General features: G+C 62.7%; 19 protein-coding genes. All 19 read left to right on the top strand.

Annotated elements, in window-relative coordinates; genetic code table 11:
* The first annotated feature begins 297 nt into the window (after positions 1-297).
* The gene (locus tag ACE03M_RS13065; protein ID WP_485934340.1) at positions 298-1596 is read left to right on the top strand and encodes a sensor histidine kinase; all 1299 of its coding nucleotides are present in this window, start codon (positions 298-300) and stop codon (positions 1594-1596) included.
* Positions 1593-2288: a response regulator gene (locus tag ACE03M_RS13060; protein ID WP_485934338.1), complete on the top strand. Its 696-nt coding sequence runs from the start codon at positions 1593-1595 to the stop codon at positions 2286-2288. The genes ACE03M_RS13065 and ACE03M_RS13060 overlap by 4 nt, the downstream gene beginning before the upstream one ends.
* 202 nt (positions 2289-2490) lie before the next feature.
* Positions 2491-4146 carry a PucR family transcriptional regulator gene (locus ACE03M_RS13055; protein WP_485934336.1) on the top strand — a complete coding sequence of 552 codons (1656 nt, stop codon included), beginning with the start codon at positions 2491-2493 and terminating at the stop codon, positions 4144-4146.
* Between the two features lie 166 nt (positions 4147-4312).
* Positions 4313-5743 (top strand): type III PLP-dependent enzyme domain-containing protein, encoded by a 1431-nt coding sequence (locus ACE03M_RS13050; RefSeq protein ID WP_485934334.1) that lies wholly within the window; start codon positions 4313-4315, stop codon positions 5741-5743.
* On the top strand, positions 5743-7203 hold the full coding sequence (locus ACE03M_RS13045; RefSeq protein ID WP_235350628.1) for a Na+/H+ antiporter NhaC family protein: 1461 nt from the start codon (positions 5743-5745) through the stop codon (positions 7201-7203). Before ACE03M_RS13050 ends, ACE03M_RS13045 begins: the two co-directional genes overlap by 1 nt.
* A 3-nt stretch (positions 7204-7206) precedes the next feature.
* A complete protein-coding gene (locus ACE03M_RS13040; protein ID WP_485934332.1) occupies positions 7207-8847 on the top strand; it encodes an N-acyl-D-amino-acid deacylase family protein in 1641 nt (546 codons plus the stop codon).
* A 189-nt stretch (positions 8848-9036) separates the two neighbouring features.
* Positions 9037-10860, top strand: a complete 1824-nt coding sequence (locus ACE03M_RS13035) for an ABC transporter substrate-binding protein (protein ID WP_485934330.1) — start codon at positions 9037-9039, stop codon at positions 10858-10860.
* Positions 10861-10992: 132 nt separating this feature from the next.
* Positions 10993-12072 carry an ABC transporter permease gene (locus ACE03M_RS13030; protein ID WP_485934328.1) on the top strand — a complete coding sequence of 360 codons (1080 nt, stop codon included), beginning with the start codon at positions 10993-10995 and terminating at the stop codon, positions 12070-12072.
* Entirely contained in the window at positions 12072-13043 is a 972-nt protein-coding gene (locus ACE03M_RS13025; RefSeq protein WP_260847903.1) for an ABC transporter permease, read from the top strand. Before ACE03M_RS13030 ends, ACE03M_RS13025 begins: the two co-directional genes overlap by 1 nt.
* Entirely contained in the window at positions 13043-14698 is a 1656-nt protein-coding gene (locus tag ACE03M_RS13020; protein ID WP_485934325.1) for an ATP-binding cassette domain-containing protein, read from the top strand. The genes ACE03M_RS13025 and ACE03M_RS13020 overlap by 1 nt, the downstream gene beginning before the upstream one ends.
* Positions 14691-15830, top strand: a complete 1140-nt coding sequence (locus ACE03M_RS13015; RefSeq protein ID WP_485934323.1) for a S66 peptidase family protein — start codon at positions 14691-14693, stop codon at positions 15828-15830. The genes ACE03M_RS13020 and ACE03M_RS13015 overlap by 8 nt, the downstream gene beginning before the upstream one ends.
* 123 nt (positions 15831-15953) lie before the next feature.
* Complete coding sequence (locus ACE03M_RS13010; protein ID WP_485934321.1) at positions 15954-16814, top strand: serine hydrolase; 861 nt, start codon at positions 15954-15956, stop codon at positions 16812-16814.
* An 81-nt stretch (positions 16815-16895) separates the two neighbouring features.
* Positions 16896-17210, top strand: coding sequence for a DUF3870 domain-containing protein (locus tag ACE03M_RS13005; protein ID WP_143920635.1), 315 nt, complete (start codon positions 16896-16898; stop codon positions 17208-17210).
* 153 nt (positions 17211-17363) lie between these two features.
* Positions 17364-18515: a DUF819 family protein gene (locus ACE03M_RS13000; protein ID WP_485934320.1), complete on the top strand. Its 1152-nt coding sequence runs from the start codon at positions 17364-17366 to the stop codon at positions 18513-18515.
* A 79-nt stretch (positions 18516-18594) separates the two neighbouring features.
* Positions 18595-19638: a dipeptidase gene (locus ACE03M_RS12995; protein ID WP_485934319.1), complete on the top strand. Its 1044-nt coding sequence runs from the start codon at positions 18595-18597 to the stop codon at positions 19636-19638.
* Complete coding sequence (locus ACE03M_RS12990; RefSeq protein WP_143920633.1) at positions 19635-20345, top strand: type 1 glutamine amidotransferase; 711 nt, start codon at positions 19635-19637, stop codon at positions 20343-20345. The genes ACE03M_RS12995 and ACE03M_RS12990 overlap by 4 nt, the downstream gene beginning before the upstream one ends.
* Before the next feature lie 40 nt (positions 20346-20385).
* Positions 20386-21816, top strand: coding sequence for an APC family permease (locus tag ACE03M_RS12985; protein ID WP_143920632.1), 1431 nt, complete (start codon positions 20386-20388; stop codon positions 21814-21816).
* A 49-nt stretch (positions 21817-21865) separates the two neighbouring features.
* Positions 21866-22261 (top strand): universal stress protein, encoded by a 396-nt coding sequence (locus tag ACE03M_RS12980; protein ID WP_143920631.1) that lies wholly within the window; start codon positions 21866-21868, stop codon positions 22259-22261.
* Between the two features lie 310 nt (positions 22262-22571).
* The coding region (locus ACE03M_RS12975) for an IS110 family transposase (RefSeq protein ID WP_485934318.1) at positions 22572-22846 on the top strand (275 nt) is incomplete at its 3' end.

The following is a 22846-nucleotide window of genomic DNA, read 5'->3' as shown; positions in this document are numbered from 1 at the left end:
CCGCCGCCGTCGGGCGTTGTGGAGCCGGGTGGGAGTGGTGCTCAGCCGCGGTGATATCGCCAGGTCCAAGGGGGCGGGGTGATGTCACCGGTTCCATGGGGGTGGGGTGATGCCACTATTTCCATGGGGACGGGATGAAGTCACCGCTTCCATGGGGATGGTCCGGGTTTTCACGAGGGGTGTGCTGCTGCGGGGAGTGCCGTTGCAACGCTATCCTGCTTGCCGCAATCGGGCATCGCACGTAAGTATGAGATCCGACTGCTTCGGCAGGGACGCGGGTATAGCACAATAGGTTCCATGGCATCAGCGGCAGACGACGGCACCATGAGTGCGCTCAACAGATTGTGGCTCGTATTCCGTGGACCTCGCTTCGTGGATCTGCCCATGCGGCTCCTCGCCCTCATCATGGGGCTGACCGTGCTGATTCCCGGATCGTTCGAGATCGCAGAGCCTCGCTACATGGTCCTGCTCGTCTGTGCCTATGCTCTGCTCATCCTCTCCCCGTTCTTCCCTTTGGCGACGGTGTTCGTCTCGACCGGGATGAGCCTCGTCTTCGTCGTGCCCTACCCCGACCTGGAGAACATGTTCCCCGAGTCGCTCATCTTCGCCACGGCGGTGCTGTTCAGCCAGCGGCGGTGGGTCGGCTCAGTCATCGCCACCGTGGGACTGCTCGCCTACCTCATCACCTGCACCGAGCTGGCAGCCTACGACGGTGGCATTGCAGGGTTCATCGACTTCGGGTACGGCTGGGTCACGTACTCGCTGATCGGCTTGGCTGCTGGAATCGTCGAGCTGAGGATCCAACGCGAGATCCATCGCCGGGAGCGAGCCGCCGTGGAACACCAACAGGCGGTGGAATCGTTGCGTGCACGCTTCACCAGCGATATGCACGACACCATCTCGAACTCACTCGCAACAGAGGGCGCAATCATCAAAGCACTGGCCAGAGGGTCGCGAGATCTCGGCACCAACCGTCAGCTCGCCGAGCTCTCCCTGGTCAACACCGAGGCGTCGAAGCGTCTGCGGCAGCTCGTCACGCAACTCAGCGACGGAGACGAGCGGCAGCCCAGGATTCGGCTGCAGGCCGAGGCGAAAGCACTGGCCACGTCCATTGAGAACGGCAGTGCCGCCGGCGGTGTGGCGTTGACGCTCACTGTCGGCACCCTTCCCCGATACGCATCCCCGGTACTGGGCGCACATTTCACCGCAATCATGCGAGAACTGGCGACGAACGTCATCCGACACTCCCTGCCGGGAACCGAGTCGAGTCTGACCGTCAACGTGGATCGTGAGGGATCTGACGCGGCCGTCCTGCGATTCCGCACGGAGAACGAGGCAGCGACGTCGCTGACGCGTCCACCTCGATCTCTCAGTCGGCGCGCTCAGGCCCTGGGCGGGTCATGCACCACGGGATCGAATCCCCAGGGCCGCGTCGTCGTCGAAGTCTCCCAACCGCTGCGATTCAACGACTCGGCCGATGGGGACGAGGCCGACGCTGTCTGTGTCCGCGACGATTTCACCGCTGCCGCGTCCTCCGCAGTTCTTGAAGCGAATGCCGAGCGCCACGCGTCAGCAACGAAGAGCCAGAGAGTATGAGCAGCTCGGCCGGGTCGGAGATCGACAGCTCACCCGCAGACGAGCGCATCGTCGTGCTCGTCGTCGACGACGATTCGTGGACGACGAGGGCCGTGGCGGCAGCTCTGTTCGACGACGGAGGGTTCTCGGTTCTCGAACCTCAGCACTCCGGTGAAGACGCCGTCGAAGCGTTCGATCGTCATCGCCCGGATCTCGTCCTGATGGATGTCAACATGCATCCGGGGATGAGCGGAGTCGATGCGGCCCGCGAGATCATGTGTCTCGACCCAGAGGCGACGATCGTTGTGCTGACCACTGTCTCGCCCGGGCCGGGAATCACACGTGCTCTCGAGGCCGGTGCGATAGCGGCGGTGAACAAATCCGCCACCGACGCCGAACTCGTTCGCGTCGCGCGAGCGGCAGTCGCAGGCGAGTCTCCGGCACTGCTGCGATCCTTGGCAGAGGACATCATGATCAGCGGCGACATCGCCGCTGATGGTTCGAGCGCGGTGCCGGCTCTGACCCCGAGTGAGAAGCTCCTGCTCCGGCAGATCTGTGAGGGGATGGACTACTCGGAGATCGCCGAACAACAGGTCGTCAGCGTCTATACAGTGAAGTCCCACGCCAGAAACCTGCGCATCAAACTGGATGCGAAGAATCTGGCGCAGGTCGTCATCCGTGCCATCCAGCACAAGTTCTACGTTCCGGAATGACGAAGCTCGTCCGAAGGAGTGAGGCGCGAGGACTCGCTCACGAACTTCCCGGAGTTCGTCGATTCGATTTCTTCGGCGATCGATCCCCGTCCAACTGCGGAATGTCTGAAGCGCAAGCGGGTTCGGCAGACGACCGGCTAGCGGGTTCGGCAGACGACCGGGTCACGAGGTGTGTGGGTGCACTGTTGACTACAGTGGGTGTATGAGTGAAACGAACGCCCTACGCGTCTCCCGCCTGTTGCAGGAGACCGCGGGGTTTCTGCTTCCCCTGACTCAGACCGAAATCGACGTCGAGGTGACTCGCATCGAACTCGACCTCGACCTGCGAAGCTCGGCCGCTGCTCTCGGGTCTCCTGTTGGACTCGCGGGGGCCGTCGTCCTCGTCACCGAAGCAGTAGACGGTGTGGCCGGACTCAACGCGATCCGCTCACGATTTGCGGGTGCCGCGGCACTCATTGTGCCGCCGGGAACGCACACCCACCTCGGTGAGGGGACATCTGCCTCAGCGCTGCCCATTCTGCTCGAGCGGTCCACGGGCGTGACCTGGTCCGAGGTCCTAGTCCATCTGCGACAGCTCAACGAGGGTGCCGCGAGCGCCCTGGCTTGGCCCGACGTCGATGATCTCAGCGCGCTGGCCGCGGTCATCGCGGAGATGACGGGTGCGTCGATCACGATCGAGGACCCGGCGTCGCGTGTGCTCGCGCACTCCAACCTCGGCGATGAGATCGATGACATTCGACGGGAGACGATCCTCTCGGGTGCGATTCCTCAATGGCGGATCGCTGAGCTTGAGGAGTCCGGATTCCTCGACGTCGTCCGCCGCTCGACTGATGTCGTCGAGAGACGAGCCGCGGGCGCCTCTCCTGCCCGTTCGGTGATCGCACTGCGCAGCGAGGGCGAGCTGCTCGGCACGATCTGGGCAGCCTACCCGGATTCGGTGGATCCCGCGTCACTGCGCGATGTCCTCCGCGATGCTGCCCGAGCCGCACTGCCGGTCATGCTGCGGACCCTGCGACGTTCCCCGTTCGAGAAGCGGATCCGTCGTGAAGCCCTCGGGTCGATCCTCGGTGGCTCGCCGGACCTCGGGCCGGCCGCGACCCTGCTCGCGCTGCCATTCTCCGGGCATTATGCAACGCTGGCCTTCGCCGAGGTGGCCCCCGACCGAGAGCCCGTGCTGAGGTTTCATCTGCGGGCCGCCTTCGCCGACGCCGTGCTCGCCCACGTAGGGTCGGACGGTCATCTGGCCGTGCTCGTGCACATGAGCGAAGGGATGGAAGCCGCCGATATCAGGTCTCATGTCGCCTCGGCTCTGCAGCGGTCCCTGTCTCCGAGCGAGCCGCTGCACTTCGGGGTGGGCGTCGGGGTCGAACGTCTCGACCTTGTGCATCGATCGTGGACCGAGGCAGTGTACGTCCTCGATGCGCTGCTGACACGGTCGAAGAGCGGCGCGACCACATCTGCAGGCAGCATGCCCGCGGGCAACCAGTCTGCGGGCACCACCTGCGCCGACGACCAAAGCATGGTCCGCGGTGCGACAGCCGAGGACGTCGCGGCCGAACTCGTCGGACTCGAGGCTGCTGATGCCCTGCGCTCCGTAGGGCCTCGTATCACCGAGCCTGCCCGACTGCTTGCCGAGCATGATGCAAAGCACCAGGGGCAGCTGCTCGAGACCCTGCGGGTGTACTTTGCCACGGTCGGCAATTCCGCCGAGGCCTCCCGTCGTCTGCACGTCCACACGAATTCGCTGCGGCATCGTCTCAGCCGGATCGAAGAGATCACCGGACTGTCGACAGCCGATCGGTCCGGACGTCTGTGGCTTGAGCTCGCGGTGCTCGTCTTCGACCGAGAGCGAGCCTGAGTCGAGACTGACGTCGCCTACCCGCGTTCAGCAGTCGTCCAACGATCGCCAAGGCGGGCGGCTGTGCGATTCTCACAAAGTTCCACTGCAAAGTTTGGCAGATTATTGTCCGTTCGTCCTGGTGGTCGCGTTCTACAGTGGCAGCACACCACGAACGAAGGACAGTATGCACAGCAACCAGTCGGGGCCATCGGTCCTGGTCAGCCGGGACCAAGCTATCAAGGCAGTCGCGAACAGCACGGTGGGCCAGGGCCCGCAGCTCGACGATTCGACACCGGTGATCGGACTCATCGACTTAGACCAGATCGAAACTGCATATGAGCATCTGACCTCTGCCTTCGCCGGAGACAATGACGTCCTCCACGCCGTGGCCTGCAAAGCCGTGCCCCTGCAGCCCCTGCTGCGCTATTACGCCGAGGCCGGCGCTGGCTGCGAGGTCGCCAGTCCGGGAGAACTCGAGCTGGCTCTGACCGCCGGATTCACTCCGGAGAACATCGTCTTCGACTCCCCGGCGAAGACCATGACCGAGCTCAAGCGCGCCGTCGAACTCGGGGTTTCGATGAACATCGACAACTTCGCCGAGCTCGAGCGACTCGACGGGCTTCTCGACGGACAAACCACCTCGGCGACGGTGGGCGGCTCCACCGGGACCACCTCGGCGAGGGTGGGGGTTCGGATCAATCCCCAGTCAGGGACGGGCACGATCGGTGCGCTGTCCACCGCCACGCAGACCTCGAAGTTCGGCATCGGACTGGCCGACCCCGGGGCTCGCGAGGCACTCATCGAGGCTTATCTGGCACGTCCCTGGCTCAACCAGATCCACGTCCATTCGGGTTCCCAGGGCATCAGCCTCGACCAGGCCGCAGCAGGTGTCGAAGCGGTCGTCGAACTGGCGCAGGAGATCAATGCGCGAGCCGCGCAGACTCACGGACGCGACCGCCAGGTCACCCGCATCGACATCGGCGGAGGACTGCCCGTGAACTTCGCAGGCGAGGACATCACTCCGACCTTCGCCGAATACCGGGCCGTGCTCGAAGCACAGGTCCCGGGCCTGTTCGACTTCGACATCATCACCGAATTCGGGCGAGCCCTTTTGGCCAAGGCCGGCACCATCCTCACCTATGTCGAGTATGCGAAGGTCACCGGCGGTCGGCGCATCGCCATGACCCACGCGGGCGTCCAGGTCGCGACCCGCACGGCCTACGCCCCCGCAGACTGGCCGCTGCGGATCCTGCCCTTCAACCCCGACGGCAGTCCTAAATCCGCCGAGGCGGTACCGACCGATGTCGCCGGCCCCGCCTGCTTCGCCGGTGACCTCCTGGCCCGCGACCGAATGCTGCCGCGCCTCGACGCCGGCGACATCGTCGCCGTGCCCGATACCGGCGCCTATTACTTCTCCAATCCGTTCTCCTACAACCTGCTCCCGCGGGTCCCGATCTTCGGGTACCGGGTACGGCCCGACGTGAGCGCCGATGCCCACCGTCACCTCGGCGAGGGAGAGGTTGAGTTCTCGCTCATTCGGCGCGGACAGACCATCGCAGAGGTCCTCGCCGAGGCGTCGGGCAGCGATTGGCAGACACAGGGCTTGGGGGTTTGATGGCCGACAGCAACGAAGCGAGCAATGAAGCCACTTCACTCCGTTCCGACAAGAACGAATCTTCCAATGCCTATGAGATTTCGTTGTCGCCCCGGCGTTCTCGCCTGATATGGTCTCTTGCCGGACTCGGCATCGTATTGGCCATAGTGGCGGCCTTCGTCTCGGACGGTCCCACCCTGTGGGGGCTGCTACCCATCGTCCTGTACGCGGTCCTGGCGATCCTCGGCATGGACATTGTCGTCGCCACCGTCGTCTCAGTGGTTGCGGGGCTCATCATCGGCAAGATGGGTGTCCTTGAAATCGGCACACTGCTGGGCGACTCCCTGGCCGATCAGATCACGATCATTGGCCTCATCATCATGCTCGGCGCCGGAGTCGGGGAAGTGCTCAAAGTGACCGGGGTTGCTCAGAGCATCGTGTCATCTGTCATGCACGTCTTCGGCCGCAGCGGCAGGAATGCCGTCGTCTTCGGAGTGATGATCTCATGTCTCATCCTGGTGGCATCTCTTGGCACCCTCGCTGGTGCGATCGCCATTGCGGCTCCGATACTGCTGCCGATCACCGCGCGATTGGGCTTCACGAAATCGGCCACTGCGTCGATGCTCTTCATCGGAGGGTGTGCTGGCCTCGCTATCGCTCCATTCGCAGGCTCGAACGTGGCCATTATGGAGGCTGCCGAGGTCAACTATGGTCAATACATTCTCTATGGTGCCGGACCAATCGCACTGCTGTCTTTGGCTCTCGGGATCCCGATCGTTTCGCTGATGCAACGGTGGACTGCGAAGAAGGGAGATTTCTACTCTGCCGAAGAAGTCGGTGGGGCCGAAACGGTGTCATCGAGTTCGAGACTTCCCACCGCAGTCTTCCTGGTGCTGCTTGCCATATCGGTCGTCTTCGCCGCTGTCACTTCCGCCGGCACCACCTTCCCTCTGTTGGCTCTTCCGGTCTTGGGCATTGCCACCGCTGTCGCGAATCGAATGCGTCCTCAGGACATCGTCTCGACGATCTATCGAGGGTGCTCGCAGGTGATCAGCATCTTCCTCCTCTTCTGGCTTCTGGCCGCGTTGTTCATCGTGATCGATCTTCTGGCGCCGTTCGATGTTGTGATGGACCTCTTCGGCTCCCAACTTCAGTCAGCTTCTCCGTTCGTATTCACAGTCATCATCGCTCTGTTGGGATGGGTCGGAGTTCCGGGTGCGACCGCCGCACAGGTCGTATTGCTCGATAAGGTGTTCGGCGATCTGGGGGCCACCTTAGGTGTCACCGCGGGTTCGTGGGTCGTTGTCCTCTTGTTCGCATCGAAGGCTGATACATACGGCCCCTTCCCGAACGGGAACATGATCGGTGTGATGGGGCTGGCCCGGTCGACCAATCTGCGCAACATGCTCATCACAGGTTGGATGCTGCTGGTCCCCGCCTGTGTCCTGTATTTCATCATTCTCTTCGTCGAAACCAGGTAGGAAATGCTCGACCTTCTGATCACCAACGCACGAATCGTCGACGGAACGGGGCGGCCCGGCTTCCCCGGCCAAGTGGGCATAGAGGCCGGCCGGATTACCCTAGTTGAGCAGGCACTCGACCACGAGATGGATGACGACCGCCACCGATCTGTCGCGAAGTCGGATGTCGAGTCGAAACAGGCACGACGAGTGCTCGACGCCAGAGGCCAGGTGCTCTCTCCCGGATTCATCGATCTTCATTCTCATGCAGACTTTTCGATCATGTCGTCTCCTGCGGCTGAGACCCAGCTCGCGCAAGGAGTGACGACTGCGCTCGTCGGCAATTGCGGGTCTTCGCCATTCCCGGCCCGCTCGGTAGATGCAGTTCAGCAGGATAACGCCCACCTGGATGCAGTCCTCTCCGGTGAGTGGAGCGACGCCCAAGGGTACGCGGATGAAGTGTCCTCTCTTGTGCCTGGAATCAACCTCGCCTTGCAGGTGGGATTGTCGAGCATCCGCAACTACGTCATGGGACCAGTTGACGAGGCTCCCAATGATGCACAGCTGAAAGAGATGACCGAGCAAGTTGCTCGCGCGGCTGACGCGGGAGTCTTCGGTTTCTCAAGCGGCTTGATCTACGCCCCTGGTTCGTACGCACGTCCCGCGGAAGTCGAGGCGCTTGTCACCGAGTCAGCTAAGCGCGGTCTGCTCTATTCGACACACATGCGGAACGAGTCGAACATGCTGTTGGACGCTGTGGGAGAAGCGATTGAGACGGCGGACCGCGCTGGAGCCAAGCTCGAGGTCTCACATCTTAAGTCCATGGGCCCCGAGAATTACGGTCTGACCGTCGAGGCTCTGAGGCTGATCGAAAAGGCCCGGCAACGTGGGCTGGACATCAAAGCCGATGTCTATCCGTACACTGCCTCGAGCACTCGATTGACCTCTAGACTGCCTGGCTATGCGTTGGACGGTGGCAAGAAGGCGCTCCTCGAGCGGCTTGTTGATCCGCAGCAGCGTCTCAGCATCGGACGAGACATGGCCTCGCGTTTCGGCCGAGATATCGACCCCGAAGGAGTGGTGATCGCTTCGCTGGGCGAGCCTGGCTCGACCGGTGCCGAATACTATTGGACGATCGGAAAATCCTTAGCTGAGATCGGCCGCCAGGAAGGCTGCAGTGCGGAGGAGGCCGCGATGCGAGTACTGGTCGCGCACGACGCATCCGTCGGAATCGTCAACCACGCGATGTCTCCGGATGACGTCGCCTCGGTGCTGGCCCATCCACTGGTATCGGTTGCAAGCGACGGCTGGACGATGAGTGCGTCGGGAACAGGCAAACCGCATCCTCGATCCTTCGGAACGTTTGCTCATGTATTGGGCAAGTACGTACGTGAAGACGGACTCATCTCGCTGGAGGAAGCAGTTCGGAAAATGACCAGTCAACCCGCCGAGCGACTGGACTTCACTGACAGAGGCATTGTCGAAGTCGGACGAATCGCCGATATCGTCATCTTCGATCCCGACACGATCCGCCAGAACGCAACATATGACGACCCTTGGCAACTTGCGACGGGGGTATCGACAGTTCTCATCCATGGAAATGCAGCAGTCGAGGACGGCTCGATAGACAATCGCAGATTTGGTCGAGTTCTGCGGAAGGGATGATTTCCCAGCGGCGAGGACGCAGGAAGCCCGAAACGTTTATCAACGTGGATGCTTGGAGGTGACAATGGCGCGAAACGTCAGGGCGCGCTTGCCCCGAATTGACGATCCGAGAACTTAAGATGAAGTGTGAGCAGGCTCTCACCTGCAACGACTGATAACTGAATCACCAAATCGAGAAGAAGGACAACGATGTTCGCTCAACACAAGCTGCGCAGGAGGCTGGGAACGTGCCTTGCCGGTCTTGCGGCAATGGCACTCCTCGGCTCTGGGGCCGCCGCCCCTGCTCAAGCAGAGACCACAGAGGCCGCCGACGATGCCAAGGTCCTGCGGATCGCCACCGACGGCTTCATCGACTCGTTCAATCCGTTCACCTCGTTCTATCTGATGCCGACGAATACGTTCAAATATATGTACGAGAACCTCGTCGGCAACAGTGCCGAAGACACGCAGGTCTCGGAAGGTCTCGCCACCGAATGGGACACCGATTCCGAGGGCAAGGTCTGGACGTACAAGATGCGTCCCGATATGAAGTGGTCCGATGGAGAACCGCTGACAGCAGAGGACGTCTCCTGGACATACAACCAGATGATGGAGAAGGAGGAACTGTCGGTCGCCAATGGCGCCCTCGTCGAGAACTTCGACAAGGTCGAAACCCCGGACGACCAGACCGTGGTCATCACTCTGAAGAACCCGCAGGCGAACAACCCGGGCCAGGAGATTCCGGTCGTTCCCGAGCACATCTGGTCGAAGGTCGACAAGCCCGGCGAGTTCAAGAACGATGAGAAGACCGTGGGCTCGGGGCCCTTCCAGCTCGAGAGCTACGAGGCGAACAAGTCCGTCACGCTCAAGGCCAACCCCAACTTCTGGCGCGGTGAGCCCAAGCTCGACGAGATCCAATACCGCTACTACACGAATTCCGACGCCCAGGTGCAGGCGATCCGCTCCGGTGAGGTCGACTTCATCACCGGACTGACTCCCGAGCAGTTCAAGGCCATCGAAGGTGCTGACAACGTCGAGACCAATGTGGGCAACGGGCGCAGGTTCCAGGGAATCTCCATCAACTCCGGACTGGCCGACGCCAAGGACAAGGAATTCGGCACCGGCAATGAGGCGCTGAAGGACAAGAAGGTCCGTCAGGCCATCCGTGCAGGCATCGACATCGACACCCTGCGTGATCAGGTGCTGCAGGACTATGGGCAGCCTGCCACGAGCTTCGTGCCATCCGTGTATGAGACGTGGGCGCTTCCCGAAGACGATCCGGCGGTCTCCGGCTTCGACGTCGAGAAGGCGAAGAAGCTTCTCGATGACGCAGGTTGGAAGGAAGGATCCGACGGCATCCGCGAGAAGAACGGCGAGAAGCTTCAGCTGCGCTTCCTCACCGACTCCGACGCCACAGTCGAACAGAACACGGCGAAGTTCCTCAAACCGTGGATGAAGGACATCGGCATCAGTCTCAAGAACGAGGCCAGCGACGTCGACACCGTGTCCGAGCGCACCACCAAGGGTGACTACGACATGTACTTCTCGGGATGGTCGCTGGGCCCGGACCCCGACTACCAGTTGTTCATCAACACCTGTGATTCGCGCCCCGACGCCGACGGCAACGGCGGCACCAGCCAGGACGGGTACTGCAACAAGGACTTCGACAAGCTCTATCAGAAGCAGCATGTCGAACTCGATGAGGGCAAACGCGCCGACCTGGTCCACCAGGCGCTGGCTCAGCATTACGAGGACGCCGCTTCGATCACGCTGTGGTACCCGAACCAGCTCGAGGCCTTCCGCTCCGACCGGTTCACCGGTTTCACCCAGCAGCCGTCCGAAGGCGGCATCATCGCCAACCAGGTCGGCTACTGGGGATACTCCTCGGTCGAACCTCCCAGTGCGGAGGACGCTTCAGGTGAGGGCGGCATGGGCGCAGGCGGCTGGATCGGCATCGCCGTCGCAGCCATCGTGGTCATCGGCGGAGGCGGCTTCCTGATCAGCCGTCGCAAGAAGTCCGACGATCGCGAATAGTCCGGGTACCGACAACCATCGTCGGCGAGTGTCGTACCCACGGCGCTCGCCGACGATGGTCCTCGTCATCGCAACCCACCCGACGATGGTCCCTGCACCACTTGCATCCCCAGTGAGACCAGGAGTTTTCCAGTGACAACACCGACGCACGATCTCCCCACCCCCGCGGGTGGCCCCGACCCAGGAGGCTCCGGCATCTCCGGAGGCCCCGGCCGCGACATGGACGAACCGCCGAAGGGCGCTTCGTTCGTCAGCTATCTCCTGCGCAAACTCGGCGGCGCACTGACCTCGATGATCCTTGTCATCGTCCTGGGCTTCTTCGCCTTCCGTATGCTGCCCGGCGACCCGGTCCTCAAGATCGCCAAGGAACGCCCGATGAGCCCGGCACAGATCGCCGAGCTGCGCAGCCAGTACGGTCTCGACAAACCGGTCATCGTCCAATTCTGGGACTACCTGGTCGGCATCTTCACCGGCGACTTCGGCGAAAGCTACGTCTACCGCAAACCCGTCGCCGCGCTCATCGGCGAGTACTTGGGACCCACGCTCCTGCTCACGGCCACGGCCGCCGTCATCGCCATCGGACTGGGCCTGTGGCTGGGCCAGCTCTCGGCCTGGCGCCGCAATTCGCTCTTCGACAAGATCGCCTCCTCAACCTCGCTCGTGTTCTGGTCGGTGCCGACATTCTGGCTGGGTCTCATTCTCCTCATGATCTTCGGCGGCACCCTGCAGTGGCTGCCCACCGGCGGCATGATCACGCCCGGACTGGACCCCTGGTCATTCGCGGGCATCGTCGACATCGTCAAGCACCTGATCCTGCCGGTCATCACCATGGTGGCCGTCGTCTACGCACAGTTCCTCATGGTCATGCGCGCCTCCCTCATCGAAGAGATGAGCGAAGACTACCTGACCACAGCTCGGGCCAAGGGCCTGACCGAGGACGAAGTGCGCAGGAAACACGCCGTACCCAACGCTCTGCTGCCCACGGTCACCGTCGTGTTCATGCACATCGGCGGACTCATCGCCGGTGCGGTCACCGTCGAGGCAGTGTTCTCCTGGCCGGGCCTGGGCAAGCTGACGTTCGAAGCGATCAGCGGGCCGGATCTGCCGCTGCTGCAGGGCACCTTCGTCGTGTTCTCGGCCATCATCATCGTCATGAATCTGGCAGCCGACATCGTCTACCGGTTCCTGGATCCACGAGTCAGGAGGGCCTGATGACTGAGAACGACACCACCGCCGAGGCGAACGCCCCCGAACCGAACCCACGCACCACCTCGGCGACGCAGCCTCCCGTCATCGACGGCGCGAAGCTCGTCCGCGAACGCCGATTGAACAACGCCAAGAAGAACTGGTCCCTGTTCCGCTCCGACATCCCTGCGATGGTCGGCGCGATCGTGCTCGTATTCTTCATCCTCATCGCGATCTTCGCCCCGCTCATCGCCCCCGCCTCGATGCTCGATGTGACGAAGCAGCTCGATGTGCCCCGCTACGCCCCGCCGAGCCTCGACCACCCGCTGGGCACCGACGATCTGGGCCGCGAACTCTGGGTCCGCATCCTCTGGGGCGCCCGAGTGTCCATCCTCGTCGGCGTCGCCGCCACGGTGATGTCGATGGTCATCGGCACCGTGATGGGTCTGGCGGCCGGACACTTCTCCGGACTCTTCGGCGCAATCGTCATGCGCATCATCGACTTCTTCATCGTCCTGCCCTCCCTGCTGCTGGCGATCGTCTTGTCCTCCGTCCTCGAACGGGGCGTCTTCACGATCGTCATCGCGATCGGCCTGACCTCCTGGGCATCGACGGCACGCATCGTGCGCTCCCAGACCTTGAGCGTTGAGTCTCGGCTCTACATAGAAAGGGCGCGCATCCTCGGCGCCGGACATGGCCACATTCTGTTCAAGCACATGCTGCCCGCGGTGATGCCGCTGGTGCTGGCGAACACGACCCTGACGGTCGGCAGCGCGATCATCGCCGAATCGACCCTGTCCTTCCTGGGCCTGGGGGACACGAGCAAGGAGTCGTGGGGAACGATTCTGAAGAACTCGATGGACATCTCCGCCGCGACCTCGGGCTACTGGTGGTACGTGCTCACACCCGGCATCGCGATTCTGCTCGTGGTGCTCGCCTTCACGATGGTCGGGCGCGCGTTCGAAGCCATCATCAACCCAGCCCTGAGGAGCCGCTGATGACCGACCTCAGCTTTGACAAGGTCTCGATCACCTACCGTTCGGCCTCGGCTCGCGGCGACGTCACCGCCGTCAGCGACATCAGCCTCGACCTGCCCACCGGTGCCACTCTCGGCATCGCAGGGGAGTCCGGCTCGGGCAAGTCCACGTTGATCATGTCGGTCCTGCGCCTGCTGCCCAAGTCGGCGCAGATCGACGGGCAGGTCAGCCTCGGCGGGAAGGACATCAAGGATCTCAGCTTCGGCGAGATCCGGGCGGTGCGCTGGGCGCAGGCCTCGATCGTCTTCCAAGGCGCCCTGCACTCGCTCAACCCCGTGCGCGAGGTGGGCGGACAGATCATCGAGGCACTCGAACACCACTCGAAGGGCACCTGGACGACGCCGGCCAGACGACGAGACCGGATGTTCGAACTCCTCGAGGAGGTCGACCTCGATCCGAGCAAGGCCGTGGCGTATCCGCATGAGCTCTCCGGTGGGCAGAAGCAGCGGATCATGATCGCCATGGCCCTGGCCTGCGAACCGGACATCATCATCGCAGACGAACCGACCACCGCCCTCGACGTCATCGTGCAGAAGCAGATTCTCGTGGGCCTGGCGAAGCTGGTCGCCGAACGCGGGATCTCGCTGCTCATGATCAGCCATGACCTCGCCGTGCTCTCCGCGGTGTGCGAGAACATCGCGATCATGCGCTACGGCAGGCTTGTCGAGTACGGTCCCAGCGACCAGGTGTGCCTGTCGCCGCAGGAGGACTATACGAAGCAGCTGGCCGGTGCGTTCCCGCAGATCGGAGACGCCGAGTCGCGGATGAATCCCCGAACCCTCAAGCCCGCCGAGGTGCGCCGGGCCGAACCGTTCACGATGACCGACGACGTGGTCCTCGAGGCCAAGAACCTCAATGTCTCCTTCGACACCCGCCACGGCAGGGAACGGGCCGTGCGCGACGTCGATCTGGCGCTGCACAAGGCCGAGATCCTCGCCGTTGTCGGCCAGTCCGGGTCGGGCAAGACGACCCTGGCCAGGTCTCTGCTCGGCCTGCAGGAGGTGGATTCGGGCTCGCAGATGGAGTTCGCGGGCAAGGCCCTGCCGAAGAAGGCGAAGGCGCTGCGGACCTTCCGTCGACAAGTGCAGATGATCCTCCAGGACCCTTCGGGCTCGCTCAACCCGAAGCGCAGCGTCTACGAGGCCGTCGTCGAAGGCCTGCGAGTGCAGAAGCTCAACGACAACGAATACGCGCGAGTCATCGGGGCGCTGGAAGCCGCCGAGCTGACTCCCGCGGCCGACTACCTCGAGTCGATTCCGCAGGAGCTCTCCGGTGGACAGAGGCAGAGGGTCGTCATCGCCGGTGCGCTCGCCCTCGATCCGCAGGTGCTCATCGCCGATGAACCCGTCGCCTCCCTCGACGCCTCCGTGCGAGGAGAGATCCTCTCCCTGTTCCTGGCGCTGAAGAAGAACCTGGGGATGAGCGCCCTGATCATCACCCACGACCTCGGTCTGGCGTGGAACATCGCCGATACCGTGGCCGTGATGAAGAAGGGCGAGATCGTCGAGTACGGCGCTGTCGACACCGTGCTGGCGAACCCGCAGCACGCATACACGCAGGAACTCCTCGCCGCAGTTCCCCGATTGGGAAGTCAGAGTCTGGTCACGCATGGATAGCCCTAGCCCTCACTCAACCTCAAGTTCTGCCTCTCGTCCGCCCGCGTCGGCGACCAGCGGCCCGGCGCAGGGAAGCAGTGGGCTGGCGCAGGCGAGCGTCAGCCCGTACCTCGACACCGCGCCGTTGCAGGCCGGCGACACCGTCCGTCTCATCGCACCGTCGGGACCCACAGACGAAGTGTCCCTGCTGCGGGCAATCACCCAGCTCGAATACTGGGGGCTGCGCGTGGTCGTCGGCGACAATGTCCGCGCTCGTCACCCACGCGTGAAGTACCTGGCGGGAACCGACGAACAGCGCCGAACTGACCTCGTCGAGGCATGGTGCGATCCGGATGCCGCAGCGGTCATCGCACTGCGTGGCGGATTCGGAGCGATGCGTCTGCTCGACGGCATCGACTTCGACCTCATGCGCAAGCATGCCCTGCGACCCGACGGCCGCCCCAAGCTGCTGACCGGCTCTTCGGATATCACAGCGCTGCATCAGGCCTGGGATCATCACATGTCGGTGGCGACGCTGTTCTGCCCGATGGTCGGAAACGATCCGTTCAAGAACTCCACGGTCGTCCCCGCCGAGGTGGCTGCCTGGCTGTTTGAACCCTGGGGCGGGCGCGAACTCGGGTTCCCTGCGGGGGAACCGCAGGCAGGCGAGAGGGCGGCGCCTATCGACGCAAGCTCGGCGTCCCCTCGCCCGCTCAGCCGGGCGCGAACCTTGGTTCCGGGGACGGCGAAGGGCCGCCTCGGCGGGGGAAACCTCAGTCTGGTCGCGGCCGGGATGGGAAGTCCCGAGTTGGCCGGGGTGCGTGAGCTGCGTGAACGCAGTGGGCCTTCGATCCTCATGCTCGAGGATGTTGAGGAGGAGCTCTACCGACTCGACAATCTGCTGGTGCAGCTCGTCCGCGGCGGCTGGTTCGACTCAGCCGACGCAGTGGTGCTGGGGTCCTGGCAGGACTGCGCGGAGGTCGACGAGGTCGAGGCCCTGATCATGGACTACCTGGGCGAGGCGGGCATACCGATCGTGAGCGAGATGGGCTTCGGGCATGACCCCGATGCGCCGAGCACGCCGCTGGGAGTTTCCGTCACGCTCGAGGCTCCCGCCCGGGGCAGACCCCGAATGTGGGTAGACGAGACATGAGCGAGTGCAGACTAGACATGAGCGAGTGCAGACAGGGTGTGAGCCGACTGTGGTATTCGCAGATGTCGATGGAGATGAGGAATTCGCACGATGACAGATGACATGAACGTGAAGAGTGAGAGCATGAACCAAGGGACAACGTCGCACGTAGAGACCGCGTCGTACGTAGGGACAACGTCGAACATGAGCAGCGTGGGCTTCGACCGATTGCCGGGTGTGCGCTTCAGCGCCCTGGCCTTCGACATCGACAGCGGCGAACGCGTGTTCGCCCACAACGAGAACGATGAACTCGACACCGCCAGCATGGGCAAGGTGTTCCTCCTGCACACGGCGCTGCAGATGCACGTCAACGGCAATCTCAACTTACAGGAGCGGCTGTCCAGACGTCCCTCGGAACGAGTCGACGAGTCCGGCATCTGGTACCTCATGGAGCAGGACGATCTGAGCGTCTATGACGTGGCCGTGCTCGTCGGAGCCTTCAGCGACAACTTCGCGACCAACGTGCTCATTCGTCGCATCGGCCTCGAGAACGTCGCCCGCCAGGTCGAGGATCTGGGATACCGGAACTCCGGTCTCCATGATTTCCTCCGCTGGCCCCGACCGGCCAAGGCGCCGCGAACACTGTCGACGGGCACTGCGGCCGAGCTCAGCGACTTCATGGCCCGTCATGCAGAGGACGAGTTCTGGGACGAGTCGACGAACGAGATCTTCCGTCGCTGGCTGGGAGCCGGCGCGGACACATCGATGGTCGCCTCGGCGTTCGATCTCGATCCTCTGGCCCACTACAACTATCAGCGCGACGTGTGGGTCTGGAACAAGACCGGCACGAACGGGACGATCCGCGCCGACTCCGGGATCGCCATGACGCCGACCCGGCGGGTCGCCTACGCCGTGTTCGCGAATTGGGAAAAGGGCACTGACCGGGTCGTCGACGTCATGCCCATCATGCGCGAAGCGGGGGAGGCGATTCACCGATTCCTCTGAGAAACCGGACATCGATCAGCATTCAATCGGCTCGAGAATACGCACGCTCACACGCCGTTCCTCGAGTATCGTTGATGTCCTATGACCTCCTCGATCTACCTCACAGGCGAAGCGAAAGCACCGTCGAACAACCCGATCATGGCACAGTACGGATTGTTCTACATCGCCTTCGAGATCGAGGCGGAGACACATCGAGTCCTCGATGTCGACTGCTCGGCGACGTTGGCCCTGACAAGGAAGTTCATCAGGAGCCTGTTCATCGACGCAGACATCAGGGACACCGGTCGACTCACGGATTCGATCACAGCCAGATACCACGGGTCCTCCCAGAAGGCGCTCATCGTCGCGGTGAACAACGCAGCGAAGAAGTACCACGAGCTCCCAACCTCTAGCTGAGACGACTTCTCGACCACCAAGATTGCCTGGGTCCCCACCGGACCGGATCCAATCGACAACCGCACATGGCTTCACCGCGCACTGCGCCTGCACCTCGTGGAACGGACCGAGGGCAGGCCGACGCGGTCCAATCCACCTGAAGGAGTGTCGTTTGTGATTACGGACGGTTTTCTATTCATCAGCCTGCTGCTGGCGATTTCGGCGGTTCTCGTCGTCGCCGATCGCAGCGGGAAATTCAAAGTATTCAAATATGTCCCCGGTTTCGTCTTCCTCTACATCGTGGCGGCCCTGCTCAACACCGTCGGCATGTTCGACCACGACGCGATCGACAGCGTCGGCGACGGGTTGCAGGACGCGCTGCTGCCGGCGATGATCCTGCTCCTGCTGTTCAAATGCGATGTGCGACAGATCATCCGGCTCGGACCGAAACTGCTGCTGACCTTCGTAGTGACGGCTGCGAGCATCATGATCGGCTTCATTCTCGCCTACCTGATCGTGCATTCGGCTCTGGCTCCCGAATCCTGGAAGGCCCTCGGTGCGCTCAATGCTTCATGGACCGGCGGTTCGGCGAATATGGTCGCCGTTCAGAATATTCTGGAGGCGCCGGAGGACATCTTCGGCTATGTGCTCATCGTCGACACCGTTCTCTACTCCTTCTGGCTGCTCCTCATCTTCTCTTCGGTCGCCGTCTCCGATAAGTTCAACAGATGGACGAAGGCAGACACTTCGAAGTTCGACTTCGCCGATCGGGTGACCGACGAGGAGGAGAAGCCGATGACCCTGTCCTCGATCTTCGGTCTGCTGGGCTTCTCCCTGCTCGTCTCCGCCTTGGCCGCCAAGGCGGGCGAAATGCTCCCGGAAGTGGGCACGGTGATCAATGCCTCGGCCTGGACGATCCTCATCGTGAGCATCCTGGGTCTCATCATCGGGTCGACTCGGTGGGGGCGGGCCGCGGGTTCGAATCAGCTTGCGACCATGATGCTCTACATCATCATCGGCATCATCGCCTCCGGATCCGACTTCACCTCGCTGGCCGAAGCCCCGATCTATCTGGTCGCCGGCGTGATCGTGTTCTTCGTCCACATCGTCATCATGCTCGTCTATGCGAAGCTGACGAAGACCGAACTGTTCAGCATTGCCGTGGCCAGCACCGCGAACATCGGGGGAATCGCCTCGGCACCGGTGGTCGCGGGTGCATTCAACCGTCAGCTGGTGCCGGTGGGCGTGCTCTTCGCGCTCATCGGAACGTTTTCCGGAACCTTCCTCGGGCTGTGGTCGGCGCAGCTGATGTCGGGCATCGGATGACGAGCATGATTCGGCGCCTGAGACCGCGCAGATTTCCACCCAACCCACCGACCATCATCCGAACTGAAGGAGCACACTCATGACAATCGACGTCTTCGACGGGCACAACGACCTCGCCTGGTATCTGCGGGAGGAGCGCGACTACAGCGTTGAGGGACTCAACGACCCCAGTGTCTCGCCCTTCACCACGATGGACCAGCTGCGCGCGGGCAGCGTTGCCGCGCAGTACTGGTCGGTCTATGTCCATTCCTCGATCACCGGCGCGGACGCGATCAAGGCGACGTGGGAACAGATCGACGCAGTGCAGCGCGTCGTCACGAGCTACCCGGAACGACTCCAGTTCACCCGCACCGCCGCCGAGGTGGTCGCCGCCCGGGAAGCCGGAAAGGTGGCCTCGCTGATGGGCGTCGAAGGCGGACAGCAGATCGATGAATCCCTGGCCGTGCTTCGTTCCTATGCGCGCGCCGGATCCCGGTATATGACCCTGACCTGGTCGACGACTCATTCCTGGGCGGATTCGGCCACGGATGAACCGCAGCACGGGGGCTTAAGCGCCTTTGGCCGTGAGGTCGTGGCAGAGATGAACCGGATCGGCATGATCGTCGACCTTTCCCACGTCGCGCCCAGCGTGATGCACCAGTCCCTGGACATCTCGACCCTGCCGGTGATCTTCAGCCACTCCTGCGCGTTCGGGCTCAACCCGCATCTGCGCAACATTCCCGACGACGTCCTCGACCGGGTGCCCGGCAACGGGGGAGTGGCGATGATGACCTTCGTGCCCTCGTTCGTCTCGAATGCTCGTCGCGCATGGGCGGAGGCAGGAGAGAACGGCACCGCCCCCGAGGTGACCGTGGCCGATGTCGCCGACCATTGCGATTACGTACGCGACCGGATCGGAATCGACCATATCGGCCTCGGCGGAGACATCTGCGGTGTCGATGAGCTGCCGACCGGACTCGGCGACGCCGGGCAGTACCCGGTGCTGTTCTCGGAACTGAGTTCACGTGGCTGGTCGGACTCCGATCTGCACAAGCTCGGCTTCGACAATGCGATGCGGGTCCTCGAAGCACACGAGGACGCCTACACCCGCTTCCTGGGGACCTCGGCGGGACAGCCGTCATGACGCGACTGCTCGTCATCGTCAACCACATCGAATCCCAGCCGGGACTGCTCACACAGTGGATGATCAGCGAGAACATCGAGTTCGACCTGCGCATCGGCGGTATCTCGCAACTGCCGGAACCGAATGAGCTCAGTGACTATGACGGTCTGATCATGCTCGGCGGCGGATACATGCCCGATGAGACCGATAGGGCGCCCTGGCTTGAGGCCGAGGCAAGGCTGTCACGACATGCGCTGGAGACGGATCTGCCGCAGTTCGGCATCTGCCTCGGTGGACAGCTCATCGCCCACGTCATCGGCGGGGATGTGCGGGCGCAGACCGGCGCGCCGGAGAAGGGGTACACCTGGATCGATATGACCGCAGACGCGGCTCAGGATCCGGTGTTCTCCGCGATCGGCAATCGCGTGGCCTTCGTCGAAAGTCACGTCGATCGGATTGTCGACCTTCCACCCGAGGCAACACTGTTAGCAACCAGTACCGCCTGCCGGTTCCAAGCATTTAGAATCGGCAACGCATGGGGCACGCAGTTCCATCCCGAGTCGTCAGGGCAGAACATACGCAACTGGGACGCGGACAAACTGCAAGAATTGGGCTTTAATAAAGAGACCCTGTTGGAACAAGCAGAGGAACGCGGTGAGGACAGTCAGCGGGAGGCGAAGGCGCTCCTGACGGCCTTCCTCGACGTGGTCCGCAGCAAACACCAGTGATCGCACGGCTGCGATCACGGGCGAACACGGAGGGAACATCGTGAGTCACAGCCAGAACACCACTGCGGCGGGCCCGGGGGCCGAGCATCAACCGGAGACCTTGAAGCGGGTCATGGGGCCCAAGCTGCTCCTTCTCTTCATCGTCGGAGACATCCTGGGTACAGGTGTCTATGCTCTGACTGGCAAGGTAGCAGGGCAGGTCGGCGGTGCCGGTTGGGCCCCGGTCATCCTGGCGTTCGCCGTTGCGCTGATCACGGCATTCTCCTATATGGAGCTCGTCACCAAGTACCCGACCGCAGCCGGTGCAGCGCTGTACACGCACAAGGCGTTCGGGATCCACTTCGTGACGTTCCTCGTCGCCTTTGCCGTCCTCAGCTCAGGCATCACCTCGGCGTCGACAGCCTCGAATGTCTTCGCGGCAAATATGGTGGCCGGCTTCGGTTGGGACGTATCCGGCACTGGAGTCATGTGGATCGCGCTCGGCTTCCTGGCCGTCATCGCCGCGATCAATCTGCGCGGCGTGGGCGAGAGCGTCTGGTTCAACGTTGTGCTGACGATGATCGAACTCAGCGGCCTGCTGCTCGTCATCCTGGTCGGCTTCTTCGCACTTGGATCCGGCAGCGCCGACTTCTCACGTGTGCTGATCTTCGAAACCGCGGACGACAAGGGCGTGTTCCTCGCGATCACCGGTGCGACCTCGTTGGCCTTCTTCTCCATGGTCGGCTTCGAGGATTCGGTGAACATGGTCGAGGAGACCAAGGACCCGAGAGTCTTCCCGAAGATCATGCTCACCGGGCTGTCGATCACCGGCGTGATCTATGTGCTCGTCTCGCTGGTGGCAGTGGCCGCGGTGCCGATCGGCAAACTCTCCGAGAGCGAGACGCCGCTGCTGGAGGTCGTCAGAGCCGGTGCTCCAGGGCTTCCTATTGATCTGATCTTCCCGTTCATGACGATGTTCGCAGTCGCGAACTCCGCACTCATCAACATGCTCATGGCCAGCCGTCTGCTGTACGGAATGTCGAAGCAGAACGTGCTTCCGCCCGTATTCGCGAAGGTGCTGCGCGGTCGTCGTTCGCCCTGGGTGTCGATCCTCTTCACGACTCTCATCGCCTTCGCTCTCATCATCGCCGTGACCACGCTGCTGCCGGAGACGGTGACCGCGTCCCTGGGCGGTACGACATCACTGCTGCTGCTCGCCGTGTTCGCCGTCGTCAACGTCGCTGTGCTGGTCCTGCGGAAGAAGCCGGTTGAGCACGAGCACTTCAAAGCACCGACCTATCTGCCCTGGATCGGACTGTTCTCCTGCTCATTCCTCGTCGGACCGTGGGCTCGCCTCGACGAACTCATCCAATACCAGATTGCAGTGGCGCTGATCGGAATCGGCGTCGTCCTCTGGGCGATCACCTGGCTGTGGAATCGCTCGGTCAAAGGTGCGAGCACCAAGTTCCGCAACCCCGAGGAGCTCACATGATTGCGGGACGCACAGGGTTTCAATCAGTCTCAACAAATGAAGGTGAAACATGACCATCGTCGTGGGCTATGTCAACAATCCAGCGGGCCACGCGGCCCTCGACAAGGGGATCGAAGAGGCGAAGAAGGACGACCGGGACCTGGTCGTCGTCAACGCTTCCCGATCATCTGATCGCAGAGATTCCTACCGCCTCGGCGAGGGGGAGATCAAGTCGGTCCAGGACTATCTGTCGCGCTCCGGTGTGCAGGCGCAGGTGCTGACGCGTGGCAGCGAGTACGACCCTGCCGAGCAGATTCTCGATGCCGCCGCCGAGGTGGGGGCTCAGCTGATCGTGCTCGGCACCCGGAAGCGGACCCCGGTGGGGAAATTCCTCCTGGGGTCGACGATCCAACGCGTCATCCTCGAAGCCGTCTGCCCGGTCCTCTGTGTGAAGGCCAGTCACTGAGCTGAGCCCGCCGTCGTGGGGCATCCCCCCGTTACCTTTTAAGTAGCCCCACCATCCGTCAGGATAGAAGGGTCGCTGGCCTGAGGGCCCCGGCATGATTGATGCCCCCAGTCATCATGATCCGGGGGGTGTTGTCACCGGGGTTCGAAGGCACCAGGGAAATCGCTGATAGGGGCCAGAACCACTGGCAGAGCACATGCCTTGAGCCCGACCGTAACGTGGATGCCGAGCCCAGGAGCCACCCAGCACTACCGGCCAGCAACCGAGCACACCAAATATCCGGTCACATGAGTCGAAGAAGATGAGTGACATGATCACCAACCACGCTGACATCGACGTATTCATCGGCATCGATGTCGGCAAACACAACCATCACGCCGTCGCAATCGACCGCGACGGAAAACAACTGCTGTCGAAGGCTCTGCCGCAGAACGAAACGAAACTGAAGGCCTTAATCACGCGTCTGCGCAAGCACGGAACTCTGCTCGTCATTGTCGACCAGCCTGCCACGATCGGGGCCCTGCCGGTCGCGGTTGCTCAGGCCGAGGGCATCGCGGTCGCTTACCTGCCGGGGTTGGGGGGGGG

The sequence above is a fragment of the Brevibacterium sp. AGC70 genome (assembly GCF_057334195.1).
The sequence above is the reverse complement of the archived record's forward strand: the minus strand, read 5'-3'. Positions and strand labels throughout refer to the sequence as shown.